This window comes from Streptomyces sp. NPDC054847 (assembly GCF_053610925.1).
On sequence record NZ_JBSGZJ010000116.1, the window covers coordinates 1 to 17,225 of the forward strand.

At 71.7% G+C, this 17,225-nt stretch carries 11 protein-coding genes; 4 read left to right on the forward strand and 7 right to left on the reverse strand.

The window, feature by feature from the left end; genetic code table 11:
* From ACWGH4_RS14745 to ACWGH4_RS14755, 3 genes are all read left to right on the forward strand, one after another.
* A partial coding sequence (locus ACWGH4_RS14745; protein WP_453460170.1) for an aspartate-semialdehyde dehydrogenase occupies positions 1-978 on the forward strand: 978 nt, incomplete at its 5' end.
* A 300-nt stretch (positions 979-1,278) separates the two neighbouring features.
* Positions 1,279-1,938, forward strand: coding sequence for a SigE family RNA polymerase sigma factor (locus ACWGH4_RS14750; RefSeq protein WP_159689340.1), 660 nt, complete (start codon positions 1,279-1,281; stop codon positions 1,936-1,938).
* Positions 1,939-2,051: 113 nt separating this feature from the next.
* Entirely contained in the window at positions 2,052-3,086 is a 1,035-nt protein-coding gene (locus tag ACWGH4_RS14755; protein ID WP_453460174.1) for a hypothetical protein, read from the forward strand.
* Positions 3,087-3,557: 471 nt separating this feature from the next.
* Here the strand turns inward: ACWGH4_RS14755 and ACWGH4_RS14760 are convergent, their stop codons facing one another.
* The 5 genes from ACWGH4_RS14760 to ACWGH4_RS14780 all read right to left on the reverse strand — a co-directional run bounded on the left by ACWGH4_RS14760 (position 3,558) and on the right by ACWGH4_RS14780 (position 14,548).
* Positions 3,558-4,313 carry an SURF1 family cytochrome oxidase biogenesis protein gene (locus ACWGH4_RS14760; RefSeq protein ID WP_441263530.1) on the reverse strand — a complete coding sequence of 252 codons (756 nt, stop codon included), beginning with the start codon at positions 4,311-4,313 and terminating at the stop codon, positions 3,558-3,560.
* Positions 4,314-4,415: 102 nt separating this feature from the next.
* On the reverse strand, positions 4,416-6,248 hold the full coding sequence (locus ACWGH4_RS14765) for a prolyl oligopeptidase family serine peptidase (RefSeq protein WP_453460177.1): 1,833 nt from the start codon (positions 6,246-6,248) through the stop codon (positions 4,416-4,418).
* Between the two features lie 191 nt (positions 6,249-6,439).
* Positions 6,440-11,461, reverse strand: coding sequence for a DNA repair ATPase (locus ACWGH4_RS14770; protein ID WP_453460180.1), 5,022 nt, complete (start codon positions 11,459-11,461; stop codon positions 6,440-6,442).
* Between the two features lie 262 nt (positions 11,462-11,723).
* The gene (locus tag ACWGH4_RS14775; RefSeq protein WP_453460182.1) at positions 11,724-13,802 is read right to left on the reverse strand and encodes an SPFH domain-containing protein; all 2,079 of its coding nucleotides are present in this window, start codon (positions 13,800-13,802) and stop codon (positions 11,724-11,726) included.
* Positions 13,803-13,903: 101 nt separating this feature from the next.
* Complete coding sequence (locus ACWGH4_RS14780; protein WP_453460184.1) at positions 13,904-14,548, reverse strand: hypothetical protein; 645 nt, start codon at positions 14,546-14,548, stop codon at positions 13,904-13,906.
* A gap of 197 nt (positions 14,549-14,745) precedes the next feature.
* On the opposite strand from ACWGH4_RS14780, the gene ACWGH4_RS14785 reads away from it, so the two are divergent.
* Positions 14,746-15,801 (forward strand): PucR family transcriptional regulator, encoded by a 1,056-nt coding sequence (locus ACWGH4_RS14785; RefSeq protein ID WP_453460187.1) that lies wholly within the window; start codon positions 14,746-14,748, stop codon positions 15,799-15,801.
* A gap of 145 nt (positions 15,802-15,946) precedes the next feature.
* On the opposite strand, the gene ACWGH4_RS14790 is transcribed toward ACWGH4_RS14785, so the two are convergent.
* A complete protein-coding gene (locus ACWGH4_RS14790; protein ID WP_453460190.1) occupies positions 15,947-16,522 on the reverse strand; it encodes a TerD family protein in 576 nt (191 codons plus the stop codon).
* Positions 16,523-16,691: 169 nt separating this feature from the next.
* Positions 16,692-17,150, reverse strand: a complete 459-nt coding sequence (locus tag ACWGH4_RS14795) for a peroxiredoxin (RefSeq protein WP_453460193.1) — start codon at positions 17,148-17,150, stop codon at positions 16,692-16,694.
* Positions 17,151-17,225: the final 75 nt, after the last annotated feature.

Below are 17,225 nucleotides of genomic sequence, written 5' to 3' on the forward strand. Positions count from 1 at the left end.
TCCCCGCGCTCGGCCGGCCGCAAGCTGGCCGTGCGCGGGGAGCAGTGCGAGGTCCTGGCGCTCGAAGAGAGCGTCTTCGACGGCATCGACGTCGCGCTCTTCCTGGTGCCCGGTGAGGTGTCGGAGCGCTGGGCGCCCGTCGCCGTCGCCAAGGGCGCGGTCGTCGTGGACGCGTCGCCGGCCTTCCGGGCCGACCCGGACGTGCCGCTGGTCGTACCCGAGGTCAACCCGCACGCCGTACGGGTGCGCCCGCGCGGCATCGTCGCCGGCCCGCACGACACCACGCTCGCCATGATCCCGGCCGTCGGCGCGCTCCACGCCGAATTCGGGCTGCGCGAACTGGTCGTCTCGTCCTACCAGGCCGTCAGCGGCGCCGGACGTGACGCCGTGGCTGCCCTGCGCAAGCAGCTGTCCATGGTCGCCGGCACGGAACTGGGCACCGGACCCGGAGACGTACGGCGGGCGGTGGGCGACGACCTCGGGCCGTTCCCCGCGCCGCTCGCCCTCAACGTGGTTCCCTGGACGGGGATACTCGCCGACGACGGCTGGTCCTCCGAAGAGCTCGGGCTATGCGCGGAGACCCGCAAGATCCTCGGTCTGCCGGGGCTGAAGGTCGCGGCCACCTGCGTACGCGTGCCGGTGCTCACCACCCACTCGCTGTCGGTGCACGCCCGCTTCGAGAACGAGATCACCGTGGAGCGGGCGCACGAGGTCCTCGCGACCTCGCCCGGTGTCGTCCTCTACGACAACCCGGAGGCGGGCGACTTCCCCACGCCCGCGGACGTGGTCGGGACGGACCCGACATGGGTGGGGCGGGTGCGGCGGTCGCCGGACGACCCCTGCGCCCTCGAGATGTTCGTGTGCGGCGACAATCTCCGCAAGGGCGCGGCCCTCAACTCGGCGCAGATCGCGGAGGCCGTGGCCGCCGAGTACCGCTCAGGGGCGGGCGGCGGCAGGAGCGCCGGGACGATCTCGTAATCTCGTGGTCCCAGCAGTTAATCCGACGCGATTCCGTGGGGGTCCTTTGTAGGATCTGTGGACGCCCTGTGAGGAAGTCGAAATCTGTACCACTTGAACTGGGGCATCGGCATGTTTGATAGTTCGCTTTCCCCTTGCTGCAACCGGTAGTTGGGCGGGAAGCGTCTTTGCGCACCTCGGCACGGTGCTGCAAAAAATTGGGCATTGGGGAAGAGCGGTGCGCATGCGGACATTTGGTCCACCGTCAAAAGCGGTGGCGTACGCGTACAACCCTGGCGGGGGGAAGCGTGTCCAACTGGCGTGGCAGAGGTTCTCGACATCGCAAGGGTCCCGGTACGAGGCGCAGCAGTGCGCCCGCTCCGCCGGCCCCGCCCGGCCGGCGGCATGCCGGTGATCGCTCCCATGCCCGCTTCGCGGACGTCACGCGTCCCGTCCCAGCGGCAGGGCGCTGACGACGCCATGGCCACGGGCACCACCGTCGACCACCTCACCGAGACCTACCGCGCCCACTACCGGTCGCTGCTGGGTCTCGCCGCGCTGCTCCTCGACGACACGGCCTCCTGCGAGGACGTGGTCCAGGAGGCCTTCATCCGGGTCCACTCGGCGCGCAACCGCGTGCGTGACCCGGAGAAGACGCTCGCCTACCTGCGGCAGACCGTGGTCAACCTTTCGCGTTCCGCGCTCCGCAGGCGCATCCTCGGCCTCAAGCTGCTCTCGAAGCCCATGCCCGACATGGCGAGCGCCGAGGAAGGCGCGTACGACCAGCTGGAGCGGGACGCGCTCATCAAGGCGATGCGCGGGCTTCAGCGGCGTCAGCGCGAGGTGCTGGTGCTGCGATACTTCGCCGACATGACCGAGGCACAGGTCGCCGAGACCCTCGGAGTCTCACTCGGCTCGGTGAAGGCGTACGGCTCACGGGGTATCGCGGCGTTGCGCGTCGCCATGGAGGCCACCAAATGAGCGGGCACGAACGCGAGCACGAGCATGAACGCGAGCATGAACGCGAGCGCGAGCAGAGCGCTGGGCATTACGGGCCGGACGGGCCGTCTGACGACCGGACTGGGAACGAGATTGTGAACAACGGGCCGACCGATGACCTCGGCACGGAGATCGGGACCGACGAGGACGCGCTGCGGCGGCTGCTGCACGGTGTCGTCGAGGACATCCAGCCTTCCGCCGGCGCGCTGGACCACCTGCGCAGGGCGGTACCGGCGCGGCGGGCACGCAAGAGGCAGGCACTCGTCGGAGCGGCCGCCGCGGCACTGCTGATCGGCACCGCCGTCCCCGCGTTCGTCCACGTGGCGAACTCGAACGGTAGCGGCAGCGCGAACCCGGTCAACGCCGGGCACGGCGAACAGGCCCAGGGCGGCACGGGCAACGCCCCGGGCGTCACCGGCGGGGACAACGGCACCAAGGGGCCCACGCAGGGCACCGGCCCGGCGGTGCCGCCGGGCCCCAGCACCGGAGCGAACCCGCCGACCGCGCAGCCCAGTGGCGGTGGTGACGGCGGCTCCGGCGCGGTCCAGCCACCTGCTGTGGGCGAGGTGCAGACCTGTGAGGCCGGGCAGCTGAGCGTCTCCACGGAGACGGGCGCACCGGACGGCGAGGGCAAGGTGTACGGCACCTTCCGCGTCACCAATGTCTCGGCCACCGACTGCATCATCGGTCGATCCACGATCGGCTTCCACACGTCCGGCGCGGCCGACCAGACGCGGATCAGCGTGGTGCGTCACGTCGCGGGCGACGCGGCGGGCGGTCTGCCCGACCCGTCGCCTTCGGACACGGACGTGGCGGTCGCGATGGCGTCCGCGTCGTTCGCGATGAAGTTCGCCTGGGTCCCCTCCGACACCTGCCCGACCGCGGAACCCTCGCCCGACCCCTCACCCACCGAAGGTGACGTCTCAGGGGGCGGCGGCGGCCAGGGCGGTGGCACCGGCGATACCGGCGGGAGCGCGGCGGAGCCGCAGCTCATGACGGAGGACGGCGTCAAGGAGGGCAGCGTGACGGTCACCTACTCGGCGCTGGGCGGCGGCGTGTACGGACAGTCGCTCGTCCCGAACGCGTGCGCCGGAACGATCTACCACACGGGTGTGCTGACGGGCCAGTGACGTCCACGCCGCGGGTCCACAGGGACTGACGGCCGGGCCGAGTCGCCGGGCAGGCGGCGGCGCCTCCAGGGCCCGCCGGGCAGATGGCGCCGCTTCCTAGGTCCGCCGGGCAGGGCGGGGTTGCGGCCGCCGGTGTCCGCCGGGCAGGCGGGGTTGCGGCCGCCGGTGTCCGCCGGGCAGGCGGGGTTGCGGCCGCCGGTGTCCGCCGGGCAGGCGGACAGGCGGGGCAGGGCGGGGCCGCGCCGGTGGTCGGACCCATGGGCGTCGGTGCGCAGGTCCGCGGGGCGGCAGGTCAGCGCCGGTGGCCGGGACCCGACGCGCCTGGGATCGCGGGGCCGAGCCGTTGGACAGGGCGGTGGGCAGGACCGGCAGGAATTACGTCGTCGGGTGCTGGGGCAGCGCCGGTGTGCCGGAGCCCGCCAGGATCGGGGCCCGAGCCTCCCGACCGGGAGCATGCGGCAGGCCGGATCGTCAGGCGGCGGTCTCGGGATCCAGGCCGAGCGCCCGGTCCCGCTCCGCCTCCGCCTCGCGGCGGACCAGGCGGAACCACATGAAGAGCACGAAGCCCGCGAAGACGAACCACTCGCCCGTGTAGCCCAGGTTCTGGAAGGCCTTGAGGTCGAGGCCGCTGTTCTCCGGTGCTGACGCCGGAACGGCCGTCAGGCCGCTGTCCGCCGTCGACAGCGTGACCCACGCGTCGTACACGTCGTCCGGCACCAGGTTCACCAGTGACGCCGCGCTGATCATGCCCAGCTGTCCGGCCGGCAGACCGCCGGCCGTGTGCACCCCGTCGCTGCCGGTCGACTCGGAGGCCTGAAGCGCTCCCGTGACCATGACCTCGCCCGCCGGAGCGGCCGGGGCCCGGCCGCCCTCGGGCATCCAGCCGCGGACCACGGGCAGCATCCGGCCGTTGTCCGTCTCCAGCAGCGTCAGCACGTACGAGCCGCGCCTGCCGTCGAGTTCCCGCCCGGGGACGAGGAACTGCTCGCCGTACCGGCCCGACGCCGTGGCCAGCCGGCCCGACGTCTCCTTGTCGACGGGCAGCAGCTCGTCCAGCGGCGCTGCCTTCTGGTCCGCACCCGGCTTCCGCTCCGCCTCACGGTGGGAGTCGACGCGGTCCTCGAACCTGCCCAGCTGCCACGAGCCCATGAAGACGCAGAACGGGATCGCCAGCAGGACGAAGACGTTGATCCCCCACCAGCGGGGCGTCAGCAGGAATCGGTACACCCCTCCACGGTACGGAACACCCCGGCCGTTCTCGGTGCCGGGGCCGTCGACAGGCCGGTCCGACGGGCCGGCGCCGCCGACGGGCCGGCCTGTCCCGTCAGGTCACCGCTGCGTCGCCGCCCCCTTCAGATACCTCTCCGCGAAGTCGATCTCCAGCCGCACCTGCTTGATCCGCTCCTCCACCACGAGCGAGCCGTGCCCGGCGTCGTACCGGTACACCTCGTGGACCGCGCCGCGGGCCGCCAGCCTGTCGACGTAGTTGTCGATCTGCCGTATCGGGCACCGCGGGTCGTTGACACCGGCCGAGATGTAGACCGGGGCCCGGACCGCGTCCACATACGTCAGCGGTGACGAGGCCTCGTAACGCTCCGGCACCTCTTCCGGGCTGCCGCCGAACAGAGTGCGGTCCAGCGCCTTCAGGTTCTCCATCTCGTCGTGGTACGAGGTGACGAAGTCGGCGACCGGGACCGCCGCCAGGCCGACCGCCCACGCCTCCGGCTGGGTGCCGAGCCCCAGCAGGGTGAGATAGCCGCCCCACGAGCCGCCCGCCAGGACGAGCTTGGCCGGGTCGGCGAGGCCCGAGCCGACCGCCCACTCACGGACCGCCGTGATGTCCTCCAGCTCGATCAGTCCGACGCGGTGCTTCAGCGCGTCCGTCCACTCGCGGCCGTAGCCCGTGGAGCCCCGGTAGTTCACACGGACGACCGCGTAGCCGTGGTCGATCCAGGCGGCGGGGCCCGCCGCGAAGGCGTCGCTGTCGTGCCAGGCGGGACCGCCGTGGATCTCGAAGACCGTGGGCAGCGGCCCCTCCGTACCGGCCGGCTTCTGCACCAGGGCGTGGATACGGCCGCCGGGGCCCTCGACCCAGACGTCCTCGACCGGCACCGAGGCGGGCGCCTTCATACCGGGCGGGTCGAGGACCACGCCGCCGCCGGTCGAGCGGACGCTCGGCGGCTGGGCCGCCGACGACCACAGATACTCCACCGTGCGGTCCGGCCTGGCGGTCGCGCCCGAGACCGAGCCGGCCGGGGTCTCGATCTGCGTCAGCGCGCGGGTCGCCAGGTCGTAGCGCCACAGCTCGCCGCGGGCCTCGAAGCTGTGGGCGACCAGCAGCGCGGAACCGTCCGGATACCACTCGGCGTTCACATCGCCCGGCAGCTCGATGCCGAGCTCGGTCTCCTCGCCGGAGGCGATGTCCCAGATCATGGGCTCCCACCGGCCGCGCCGCTGGTGCCCGACAAGCAGCCTGGTGTCGCCGTCGACCGGCGCGAAGCCGAGGACCTCGAGGCCCAGCTCCTCCGTGCCGCCGCGGGTGTCGTCCAGTTCGGCGACCGTGCTGCCGTCGAGGCGGGTCACGCGCAGCGCGGAGTGCATGGCGTCGCCGTGTTCGGTGTGCTCGATCGCGAGCAGCGAGCCGTCGTGCGAGAGGTCGCCCACCCCCGCCGACTCACGGTGCCGGTAGATCTCGACGGGCGCGGCACCCTCCCGTACGACATGGATCGTCGTGCCGTCCTCGTCGGTGGAGCGGCCGACGACGGCGGTGGTGCCGTCCCGGCCGATGGCGAGACCCGCCGGGTAGGAGGGCTCCAGGCCGGGCGCGGCGGGCACGTCGTCCCCGCCGTGGAACGGCTGCCGCATCCAGATGCCGAACTCGTCGCCGTCGGTGTCGGAGAACCACCACACGGCCTCGCCGTCAGGGGTGAGTATGCCGTCCGTCGTACCGTTCGGACGGTCGGTGACCTGGCGCTGCTCGCCCGTGGACCGGTCCCAGGCATACAGCTCGTACGTCCCCGTCGCGTTCGAGACGAAGAGGGAACGGTCCGGTGCGTCCTCCGCCCAGTCGGGCAGCGAGACGCGCGGCGCCCGGAACCGCTTCTCCCAGTCGGGCACGGGAGGGTTGACGGGCATGTCGGGCGTGGTGGGTGCGTCGCTCATGCCCCCAATGAAAGCGGATTTCGCCCGCGTCCTCCGCAGCCTGTGGATAACTTCGCCCGCAGCCTGCTTCCCGGCCGCCGGAACGACCACGGCAGCGACAGGTCACCCGGCTGCCTCGCCAGGGCTCGCCCGCCAAGGCCCGCCGCCAAGGTCCCCGTCAAGGCTGCGGCGGCACATGGCGCAGCAGGCGGTTACCGGGCTGCCACAGGCCCCCCGCCGGATGACGGCGGCCCCGGCGGCCTCGACGACCCGCCGCCGTCGGAGGGTGGCGGCCCCGTCGGCTCTGAAAGCACCAAGGGCCCAGGCGGGTCCGTCGGGGAGGCCGCGTGGCGTCCCTGCGGCCGTGGCAGGAGGTGGCGCGGGTCAGCGGCCCGCGTGATCGCGGACTCGACCGCCGCCACCCGGTCGGCGAGCAGCCCGAGAGCGGCGACGGCCCGTGCCATCGGGTCGCCGTCCGGTCCGCCGAGGGCCTGGGCGCGCACGTACCGCGTCCTGATCTCCTCCCAGCGCGCCTCCTGTTCCCCGGTCAGCGTCCCCCGCAGCTCCGCCAGCTTGAGCAGGGCCGCCTCGGCGCCCGTCGTCAGCGTCTGAGCCTCGCCCGTGTAGTGGTCCTCGATCACGGCGGCCAGTTCGGCGTCGTTCATCACCGGGCTGATCCGCTCCACGATCTTGTTCATGTTGCGGTAGGAGCCCTGGAGCCGGAACGGCGGTTCCGAGCGGGTCTCGTCACTGCTCGCCGCGGAGGCGATGTACGCGGAGTTCACGGCGAGGACCGTGCGCCGGGCGGTCAGCAGATGCCGCAGCACCGCAAGGATCTGTTCCAGCTCGGCCGGTGCGTAGGAGTGGCCGAGCATGTCGGCCCGCACGGTCGCGTCCTCGGACGCGAGGCGCACCAGCAGCTCCAGTTCGGTCCGGTCGCGGCCCGCCAGGGGAGCCAGCAGCGGGTGGGAGGTGAGCGCGTTCTCGACGAAGCTCAGCGCGAACGCGTCCTCCTTGCCCGTCAGCACGTCCCCCAGGTTCCACACGTCGGCACGGTTCGCGAGCATGTCCGGGATCCGGAACCGCTGCCCCGACTCGGTGTACGGATTGCCCGCCATGCACACCGCGAAGCGCTTCCCGCGCAGGTCGTAGGTGCGGGTCGTGCCCCGCCACACGCCCTCCATGCGGCGCTGCGCGTCGCACAGGGAGATGAACCTCTGCAGCAACTCGGGCGAGGTGTGCTGGATGTCGTCCAGGTACAGCAGAACGTTGCTGCCCGCCCCCAGGGCGAAATTGATCTTCTGGACCTCCTGGCGGGCTGTCGCGTTCGGCGCCTCCTCGGGATCCAGCGAGGTCACCGCCCGCCCCAGCGCGGGGCCGTTGACCTTGACCAGGAGCAGACCGAGCCGGTCGGCGACGTACTCCATGAGCGTCGTCTTGCCGTAGCCGGGCGGGGAGACCAGCAGGAGCAGTCCGTTGCTGTCGGTGCGCCGGGACTCGTCGGCCGTGCCGAGCTGCTTGGCCAGGTTGTCGCCGATCAGCGGCAGGTAGACCTCGTCGATGAGACGGTTGCGCACGAACGCCGGCATCACCCGCGGCCGGTGCTCGTCCAGTCGCAGCATGTCCCGCTCGGCGGCCGCCAGGGCGGTCCTGTGCCGCTGGTACGCGCGGAACCCGGGAGTCACCTGCTCGCGGAAATGCCGTGCGCGAGGCAGCAGTTCGTCGATCCGTACGGTCATCGACCGGCGCTCGATACGCGGGTGGCTGCCCAGCAGTCCCTCGACGTGCTCGGTGAGCTGCGCCGCGCACTCGTACCGGGCGATGCCGGGGCAGAGCTCGACCGCGACGGCCTCCGCGAGGTCGGTGGTGTCGGCGCCGGTCGCCTCGGTGTAGGCGCCCAGCCAGTTCTCCACGACCTGCCGCCGGGCCGGGAGGTCGTCGCGGAGGGCATCGACGTCCTCCTCGTAGGCGGAAGTGCCCACCGTGCGGCGGAACTTCTCCAGCAGCGTGCGCGCGGAAGTGCTCGTCACGAACCCGTCAGGGCCGCACGTCAGCTCCTCGAAGAGGTACTCCGCGGCGAGCGTGTCCCCCATCCCCTGTGCCATCTCTGCCCGGAACGCGCCGATCGCCGGCGCCAGACCGAACGTCTCCCGGGCCCGCGCCAGCGACACCGCCCGCCGCGTCCACGCGATGCGCCGGGCCTCGTCGGTGCCGTGCGCCCAGAACAGCTGCGCCGTGGCCCGCGCCCCCGGTGGGTGGCGCAGCAGCCCGGCCCGCTCGTGCAGCCGCAGCAGCGCGCCGAGGATCAAGGCCGCGTCGTGGTCGTGCACACCGCGCTCGTAGCCCTCGTCGTAGGAGGCCTCGGCCGCCTTCCGTACGAGGTCCGTGAGTTCGGCGCCTGCCAGGGCCGCGGCGCCGTGCTCGTCGAGCAGCCGGGCGGCCAGGTGCTCGGCGCGGTACACCGACGCGTTCTCCGAGGGCAGCGTCTGCTCCCAGTACGGGCGGGTGTCCGCGAAGCCGGGAGCTGCCGCGTCGGTGACCGGTGAGCGGTAGTCCGTGCCGGTGAGCGCGAAGGCGAGTCCGTCGCCCTGCGGCACGAGCGTCAGCTCGAACGGCTGGGTGTTCACCGCGAACCGGTGACGGCCGAGCCGGATCGCGGAGCCGCCGTCCGCGTACAGGTCGGTCCGGTCGCGCAGGGCCCGTGCCGCCTCCTGGCGCGCGGCCTTCAACTGCCCTTCGAGTTCCTCCGCCCGCGCACCGTCGCCCAGTTCACGCAGTTCGTCCGCGGTACGGCGGACTTTGGCGACCATCGGGTCGGAAGCGAAGTAGGTGTTGATCCCGTCGGTGTCGCCGAGGGACGCGAGGCGCCGGGAGATGGTCTCCAGGACCCGTTCCGCCGAACCGGCCAGCCGCTCGGCGCGGCGGGCGCGCGCGTCCTGGAGGGTCTGCCGCCGCGACGCGAACGCCTCGTACACCTCGGTCCGCTTCGCGCCCAGCTGCGCCAGGAAGTCGTCGGACTCGGCGAACCGCGACTCCAGGTTCTCCAGCCGCAGCAGCAGCGCGGCGAGCTGCTCGTCGCATGCCTTCGGGTCGGAGGCGACCGCGAGCGCACCGGTCACCGCCTGCGCCAACAGGGCCAGTTCCGCGGCGAACTCCGCCATGCCCTCGCGGGCGAGGAGCTCCCTGCGGCGACCGTCGAGCGTGGCCCGCGCCCGGTTGAGACCGCCGAGCACCTCCGCGATCCGCTCCAGGACCGAGGTTCGGACGACCGCGTCACCGATGTCCAGGCCGGCGACCACCTCGGTGACCGTACGCAGCCCTTCCGCCTGCGCGTCGAGCCGCTCGCCTACCGGTGCGGCCTCCGCGACGGTCCGGATCGCCTCCGCCTCCGCCGTCAGCCGCTCTATCTCGACGTGGTGCCCCGCGAAGGCGTCCTCGCGCCCGAGGTATGCCACGGCCCGCTGCGCGAAGGAGGCGATGTCGGCGTCGGTGTCGGCGGCGAGAGCGTCGATACGGCCGGTGTCGGCGTACCGCAGCTCCTTGAGCGTGATCAGCTCGCCCTGTGCGCGGCGCAGCCCGGTCAGCCCCTCGACCCACTCGCCCGCGCCGCGCGGCGTCCCGCCCCGCAGCCGGCGCACCTGTCCCGCGATCCGCGCAGCCGCCTCGTCCAGCGCGCGGGCGGCCTGTGCCGTCAGCTCCCGCACGGTCTCGTACTCGGTGACGATCTGCTCGGCCGTCGCCCGCACTCCGGCGAGCGGGCTGCCGAGGTCGCCCAGCTCGGGATCGGCCAGCCAGTGGTACGCGTCCATGGCACGGGTGCAGGCGGCGAACAGCGCCTCGTAGACGCCGGTGGCGGGACTGTCCTGGGTCTCTGTGACGGCGCCGGCCAGGGACAGACAGTCGGAGATGCCGCGCACCAGGTCCGCGTTGCCGACGACGGCCAGCGGACCCTCCCCGGCGGGGCGGGCCGCGGCGTAGGTGTCGGAGACGAACGGCGACTGCCAGCGCTGCGCCGGGTGGACCCTGCCCGGCTCCTCGCCGTCCGCGCGCAGCACCAGCAGCGTGCCGTCCTCGAAGAGGGCGCAGCCCTGGCAGAGCACCGGGGTGGCGACGGACTTGCGGATCACGTTGTACGGCAGCAGCAGGCTCCGGCCCTCCACACGGGCGTGGAAGACGAACATCACGTCCTCGCCGTTCGGTGACCGCACCGTCCGCTCGAACTCGAGCGCGCCGATCAGCCCGGCGTCGATGTCGAAGGTCCGCGCGGTGCCGCTCGCCGTGAGGTAGTAGCCGCCGGGGAAGACGATGCCCTGGTCCTCGGGCAGCCTGCGGCACGCCTGCCCGATGCCGTCCAGCCGCACCACCGTCCCCGTGACCGTGTTGTGGACGAGGTGGCGGTACGCCTCCTCCTTGTACGGGCGGATGCGCAGCAGGACGAGCGGACCGACGCGGGCGTGCTCGATCTCGGCGTCCCCGAGGGGCTGGAGCGGTTCGACGACCGGCTCGGCGTGGATGCCTTCGGCCGTCTCCGTGTCGTCCTCGGTCTTCACCGTCAGGAAGCCCCCGACGGTCGAGACGAACACCTCACCGCCGACGGACACGTGCGGATGGCGGCCGAGCACATGGTCGTCGCGGGTGGCGGCCGTCCACTCGAAGTCGTGGGACGGCGGGAGCACATGGTCGCGCTCGCCCCGCGCGTCGAGGAAACGCGCGGTCCCTTCCGGCGTCAGCTCCCAGCGCAGCACCCGGATGTCGTCGGCCTTGTCGCCGGTACGGAAGACGGCCAGCAGCCGGCCGTCGACGCGACGCAGCCGGAGGAGACGGGCCCCCTGGTAGTAGCGGTGCAGCGCCTCGAACTCACCGCGGAAGTCCGGGTCGTCGAGGAGGCCGGGCACGGCGTCCTCCGCGAGCCGGTTCAACTCGCGGTCATGGACGGCGAAGACATCACCGACCGTGGTGCGAGCCCGCAGCCCCGGAGACACGTTGTGGCCGAGCAGCAGACGGTCGCCGACAGCGACGACGTCACGCGGCAGGCTGTTGCTCTCCGTACGGAGGTGCTCGGTGCCGGTGAGCCGCAGCTCCATCGAGCCGAAGGTCTCGATGCGGCGGGTGTTGAGCTCCTCGGCCCGCCGGGCGAGCTCCGAGGCATGTGCGCCGAGCCGGTCGCGCAGCACCTCGTACGTACCGGAGTCCGGGCTGCCGGCGTGCGGCTCTTCGGCGGTGTGCGTGGTCATGTGGCTGTGCTCGCTTCCTGCGCGGGGCACGCGGCCCGAGGTACGTCTGCCGGGAACGGAGGGGCTTTTGTGGCCGGCCCCTTCCCGGCCGGGCGATCTCTGGCCGGATCCGGTGGGGATGCCGTCCGGCCACGAGAGGTGTGTGGGCGTCCCGGCCGTCCGTGGCGGCGCCGTACGCCACCCCGGACGGCAGGACCCGACCCCGCACCCGCCCGGCGCTGCTGACCCCCGTCCGGCAGCACCGGTCCGTGTGCGGGCGGTATCAGGCGGCCGGGGCCGAGCCGTTGACCGTCGTGGCGCCGGCCGGTACGTGACCGTCCGCGAGCGCCCCGACCGGGGTGTCGGCGATACCGAGCCGGTCGGCCATGTCCAGCAGCGGCTTGAGCTGCGCGCCGCCGCCCGACTTCATCAGCCGCATCAGCAGAGCCGACACCGTCAGATTCCGCACATCACCGGTGGACACCGGACCCAGGACCGACGTCAGGTCGTCGGTGAAGCTCGACGTACCGTCCAGCCACGGCTTCGCCAGCGTCTGCGCCGTCTCCGAGTTCCGCACGAACGAGTCCACGCCCTTGCCGAGCGAGATCGACGACATGAGCCGGTCGAAGAAGACGGACTCCCCGCCGACGATGCTGATGTCGGCGTTCTCCAACCCCGTGGCCAGCACCGTCGCCTGGGCCTGTGCGACCTGCCGCTGGACCTCCAGCCCCGCCAGCCGGACGTCCTTGTCCGCCTCGAGGCGCAGCCTGTACTCCTCGTGTCCGCGCGACGCCTCGTCGAGGGCCGCCATCGCAGCGGCCTTCTCGGTGAGGCCCGCCGCCTCCGCCTTCAGCTTGTCGCCGACGGCCGCCGCGTGCGCCGCGCCCTTCGCCCGTACGCCCTCCGCCTCCGCGAGCAGCCGGGCCTGCTCGGCGCCGGCCTCGGCACGGCCGGCCTTCTCGATCGCGTCGGCCTCCTTCTCGCGGACCTGGACGGCCGCGAGACCTGCCGCCGCGGCCTCCGCCTGGATGCCTTCGGCGAGCCGCAGCTTGGCGCGGGCGTCGAGGTCCGCGGACTTGACCCGGGCCTCCGCGAGCGTGATCTCCTCCGCCGCCCGGTGCACCGCGGCCTGCTCGGCCGCCTCCGCCGCCTTGATGTCCTTGACCAGCTTCTCCTGGGCCTCGGCCTCGGCCGCGATGATGATCGCCTGCCGCTCGCGCTCGGCCTCCTCCACCGCGCGCAGCCGCTTGATCGACTCCTCCTGCTCGGCGACCGTACGGTCCACCGCGACCCGCTCACGCACGACCTCGGCGATCTCCCGCCGCTCCGCCTCGACCTCCTTGTCGGCGGCGATCCTGGTCAGCGCTGTCTCACGGTCACGCGCGATGACCTCGAGCAACCGGTCCTTCTCGATGCGCTCGTTCTCGATGGCGATCACCCGCTCGCGGTTCTTCTCCGCGACGGCCACCTCGCGTGCCTGGTTCTCGCGCTGCACGCCGAGCTGCTCCTCGGTCCGCAGGAAGGCGCTCTGTGCCCGCAGCCGCTCTTCCTCCATGACCCGCGCGGTCTCCGCCTCCTCACGGGCGCGCACCGTCTCGATCTCGCGGCGCTGCTTGATCTCCGCGTCGGCCTGCCGGCGCTCCAGCTCGAGAATGGCCTCGCGCGCGTCGACGTTCTGCCGGGTGATCTCCTTCTCCTCCGTGCGCTGGAACTCGTTGGTGCGCACATGCTCGACGGACGTCATCTCGGTGATCTTCCGGATGCCCTGGGCGTCGAGGACGTTGGACGGGTCGAGCTGGGAGAGCGGCGTCTGCTCCAGGTAGTCGATCGCCGCGTCCTCGAGGCTGTAGCCGTTGAGGTCGGTGCCGATGAGCTGGATGATCCGGTCCCGGAGCTCGTCGCGCTTGGTGTAGAGGTCGGTGAAGTCCATCTGCTTGCCGACGGTCTTGAGCGCCTCGGAGAACTTGGCGTTGAACAGGTCCTGCAGCGTCTCCTTGTCACTGGCCCGCGCGGTGCCGATGGCCTGGGCGACCTTGATGACGTCCTCGACGGTCTTGTTGACGCGGACGAAGAACGAGATCCGGATGTCGGCGCGGATGTTGTCGCGGCAGATGAGACCGTCACGGCCGGTCCGCGTGATGTCGATGGCCTTTACCGAGATATCCATGGTCTCGGCCTTGTGCAGGACCGGCAGCACGACCTGCCCGGTGAAGGTGACGTCCACCTTCCGCATCTTGGAGACGATCAGAGCCTTGCCCTGTTCGACCTTGCGGAACAGTCTCGAGACGATCAGCAGCAGACCTATGGCGATGAGCAGTACGACGGCGATGAGCACGCCGATGCCCACAGTGATGGCATCCATGAGGAATCCCTCGCGTGAGAGGTGAGGTACGAGTGGCGAGCGGGGAAGGCGGTGCGGTCGCGAACGTGGTCGCGTCACGAACTGCCGGGGGTGACGGAAGGTCAGGCAGCGGACGAGGAGCCTGCACCGGGCAGTTCACCGAACTGAGGGAAGGGCGCGACCCAGAAGAACTCACCGGTCTCGTCGTACGCGTAGAGCAGCCCCGTGGAACCGGCGGCGAGAGGCTCCTCATCCTCGGCGCCCAGTGCTCTGACCTGCACGACGGCGGTGGAGCCGTCCCGGGCAGCGACCTCCGCCTGGCCGAAGCGCGCGTCCACCCGCCCGGTGCGGACGGTGCACGTCATGCCGACGAAGTCCTGCCGGGACGGCCCGCGTTCCTCGGGGAACAGCCTGACCAGGATGCGCACCAGACGTCGGGTGACCCACCAGGCGACGAGCGCCGCGGCGACGAGTACAGCGCAGGCGAGGGCGGCGTACGGGACGCCGGCAAGGGAGGACCGGCGCAGCAGTACGGATCCGGTAAGGCTGGTGAACCAGGCGAAGGTGATCAGCAGCGACGCGGCGACCGAGACCGGCACCCCGCCGAGGCCGGCGGCGGCGATGCCCGACGGCTCGATGTCGGTGTCGAAGGTGCCGTGTTCCGCGACGCCGAGAAGCACGAGCAGCCAGAAGACGAAGACCACGGCGAGCGCGGCGCTGAGCAGGAGGGTGGGGAACGAGAAGGCGGCCGACAGGAACTCGTTCACCGTTCGACCCCCGTATCCCATTGCCGAGTCACAGCATCAGGAGCATCCCGTGCTCCCGAGCGGGCCCATCGTCGCAGTGATCAGTAGTTGCTCGCATTGCCGGATTCCGGCAGTCTTTACGCGTTCTTGATGCCGGACGACCGCCGCGTGACGCAGTCGGCGGCCGAATGGTTCCGGGGATCGGTGGGGGGACACGCATGACAGTCAAAGAGGTTCCGGAGGAGTACCTCTCGGGGTACGCGGAGATCCTGGCCGAGGTCGGCCGGACAGGACGCCGGCTGACCCGCGACGAGGTGGAGGGCCGCCGGGCGCTCGGCGAGCAGGCCGCCGAGTCCGGTCACGGCCTACGGGCCCTGGTCATCCGGCACTTGGCGGCCACCAGGGCGTCATGGCCGCGGACCACTTCTCCGGAGAGCGTGCTCGCAGCGGTCGAGCAGGCCATCGACGCGTTCGCGGGCGGCTACGAGCGGGCGCAGCGGCTGGCGGTGCGCAAGGAGGAAGCCGCACGGCGGGAGTTCATCGACGACCTGCTGTACGGACGCAGCGACCCGGGCCGACTGGCTGAGCGTGCCGAACGCTTCGGGCTGCGGCTCGCCCACGCGCACGCCGTCGCCGTCGCCGCCGGCCCTGAACCGTACGACGACACGCATCCGGTGACGCGCTCCGTGGACGCGGCCCTGCTCAGCCGCTTCGGGGACCGCCGGATCCTGCTGACCACCAAGGACGGCCGGCTCATCTGCGTGGTGCCGGCCGACCAGGAGGAGGTCGTGCGGTACTTCGCCAAGCAGGCGCACGCTGCGACGGACGGCGGACGCGCGGCCATAGGACGCGCCCATCCGGGCGCGGGCGGCGTCGTCCGCTCGTACGAGGAAGCCCTCAACGCCCTCGACCTCGCCGACCGCATCGGCCTCGACGAACCGGTCCTGCACGCGGCGGACCTGCTGGTCTTCCCGGTGCTGGCACGTGACAGGGAGGCCATGGCGGATCTGGTGCACAGTGCGCTCGGCCCGCTTCAGCAGGCGAGGGGTGGCGCGCAGCCGCTGCTGGACACACTGCACGCGTACTTCGACGCGGGGTGCGTCGCCGCGCAGGCGGCCCGGGCGCTGCGGCTGAGCGTACGCGCCCTGACGTACCGGCTGGATCGGATCTACCGGCTGACCGGCTCCGACCCCACGGATCCTCAGCACCGCTACACGCTGCAGACAGCGGCGATAGGGGCGCGCCTGCTCGACTGGCCGGCGAAGGAGCTCTAGGCGACCGCGGTCGTGGGGCCGGGGCCTGGCCCCGCCTCGAGGCGCTCCTGACGTCCCGGCCCTGGCTTCCCGGCCCTGACGTCCCGGCCCTGATGTCCGGTCCGCGATGCGCGGACCGGACACCGGAAAGCCGGACCGGGTCGGATCAGATGTTGACGCCGAAGTCCTGCGCGATGCCGCGCAGGCCCGAGGCGTAACCCTGGCCGATGGCACGGAACTTCCACTCGGGGCCGTTGCGGTACAGCTCGCCGAAGACCATCGCGGTCTCGGTCGAGGCGTCCTCGCTCAGGTCGTAGCGCGCGAGCTCGTTGTTGTCGGCCTGGTTGACGACGCGGATGAACGCGTTGCGCACCTGGCCGAAGGACTGCTGGCGGCTCTCGGCCTCGTAGATCGAGACCGGGAAGACGATCTTGTCGACGTCGGCGGGGACCGCGGCCAGGTTGACCTTGATCTGCTCGTCGTCGCCCTCGCCCTCACCGGTGAGGTTGTCACCGGTGTGCTCGACGGAGCCGTCGGAGCTCTTGAGGTTGTTGAAGAAGACGAAGTTGCCGTCGTTGGTGACCTTGCCCTCGGCGTTGGTCAGCAGGGCGCTGGCGTCGAGGTCGAAGTCGGTGCCGGTGGTGGTCCGGACATCCCAGCCCAGGCCCACGGTGACCGCGGTCAGGTTCGGCGCGGCCTTGGTCAGCGAGACGTTGCCGCCCTTGCTGAGGCTGACTCCCACGAGTCCCTCCATTGTTGTTTCAGGGGCAGCGCCCCCGTCGTGCATGGCTATCGGATCAACGAAAGGATCCTAGTGACCGGTTCCCGCGCAAAACAGGCTTTCGCGCGCCGGTTCGCGCGAACGTGCCCGGACGGGACCGGGACGACGCACGTGCGGCGAACGCCGCGGCTCAGAGGGCGTCCAGCGCCGTGACGTAGTCGTTCAGGTCGCGGGCGTCCGGCAGGCCGTTGACGACCGTCCAGCGCACCACGCCCTCCTTGTCGATGATGAAGGTGCCGCGCACCGCGCAGCCCTTCTCCTCGTCGAAGACGCCGTAGGCGCGGGAGGTCTCGCCGTGCGGCCAGAAGTCGGAGAGCAGCGGGTACTCGAGGCCCTCCTGCTCGCCGAAGACGCGCAGGGTGTGGATGGAGTCGTTGGAGACGGCCAGCAGCTGGGTGTCCTCGTTGACGAACTTCGGCAGCTCGTCGCGCAGGGCGCACAGCTCGCCGGTGCACACGCCGGTGAAGGCGAAGGGGTAGAAGAGCAGTACGACGTTCTTCTCGCGCCGGAAGTCCGAGAGCGCGACGGTGCGGCCGTGGTTGTCCTTGAGCTCGAACTCCGGTGCCTTGTCGCCGACCTCGATCGCCATGGAGAAAGCTTCCCTTCTGTGTGCCCGTCCGGTAGAGGGCCAGCCTACGCAGAAGGCCCCCACCGGCGGTGCCGG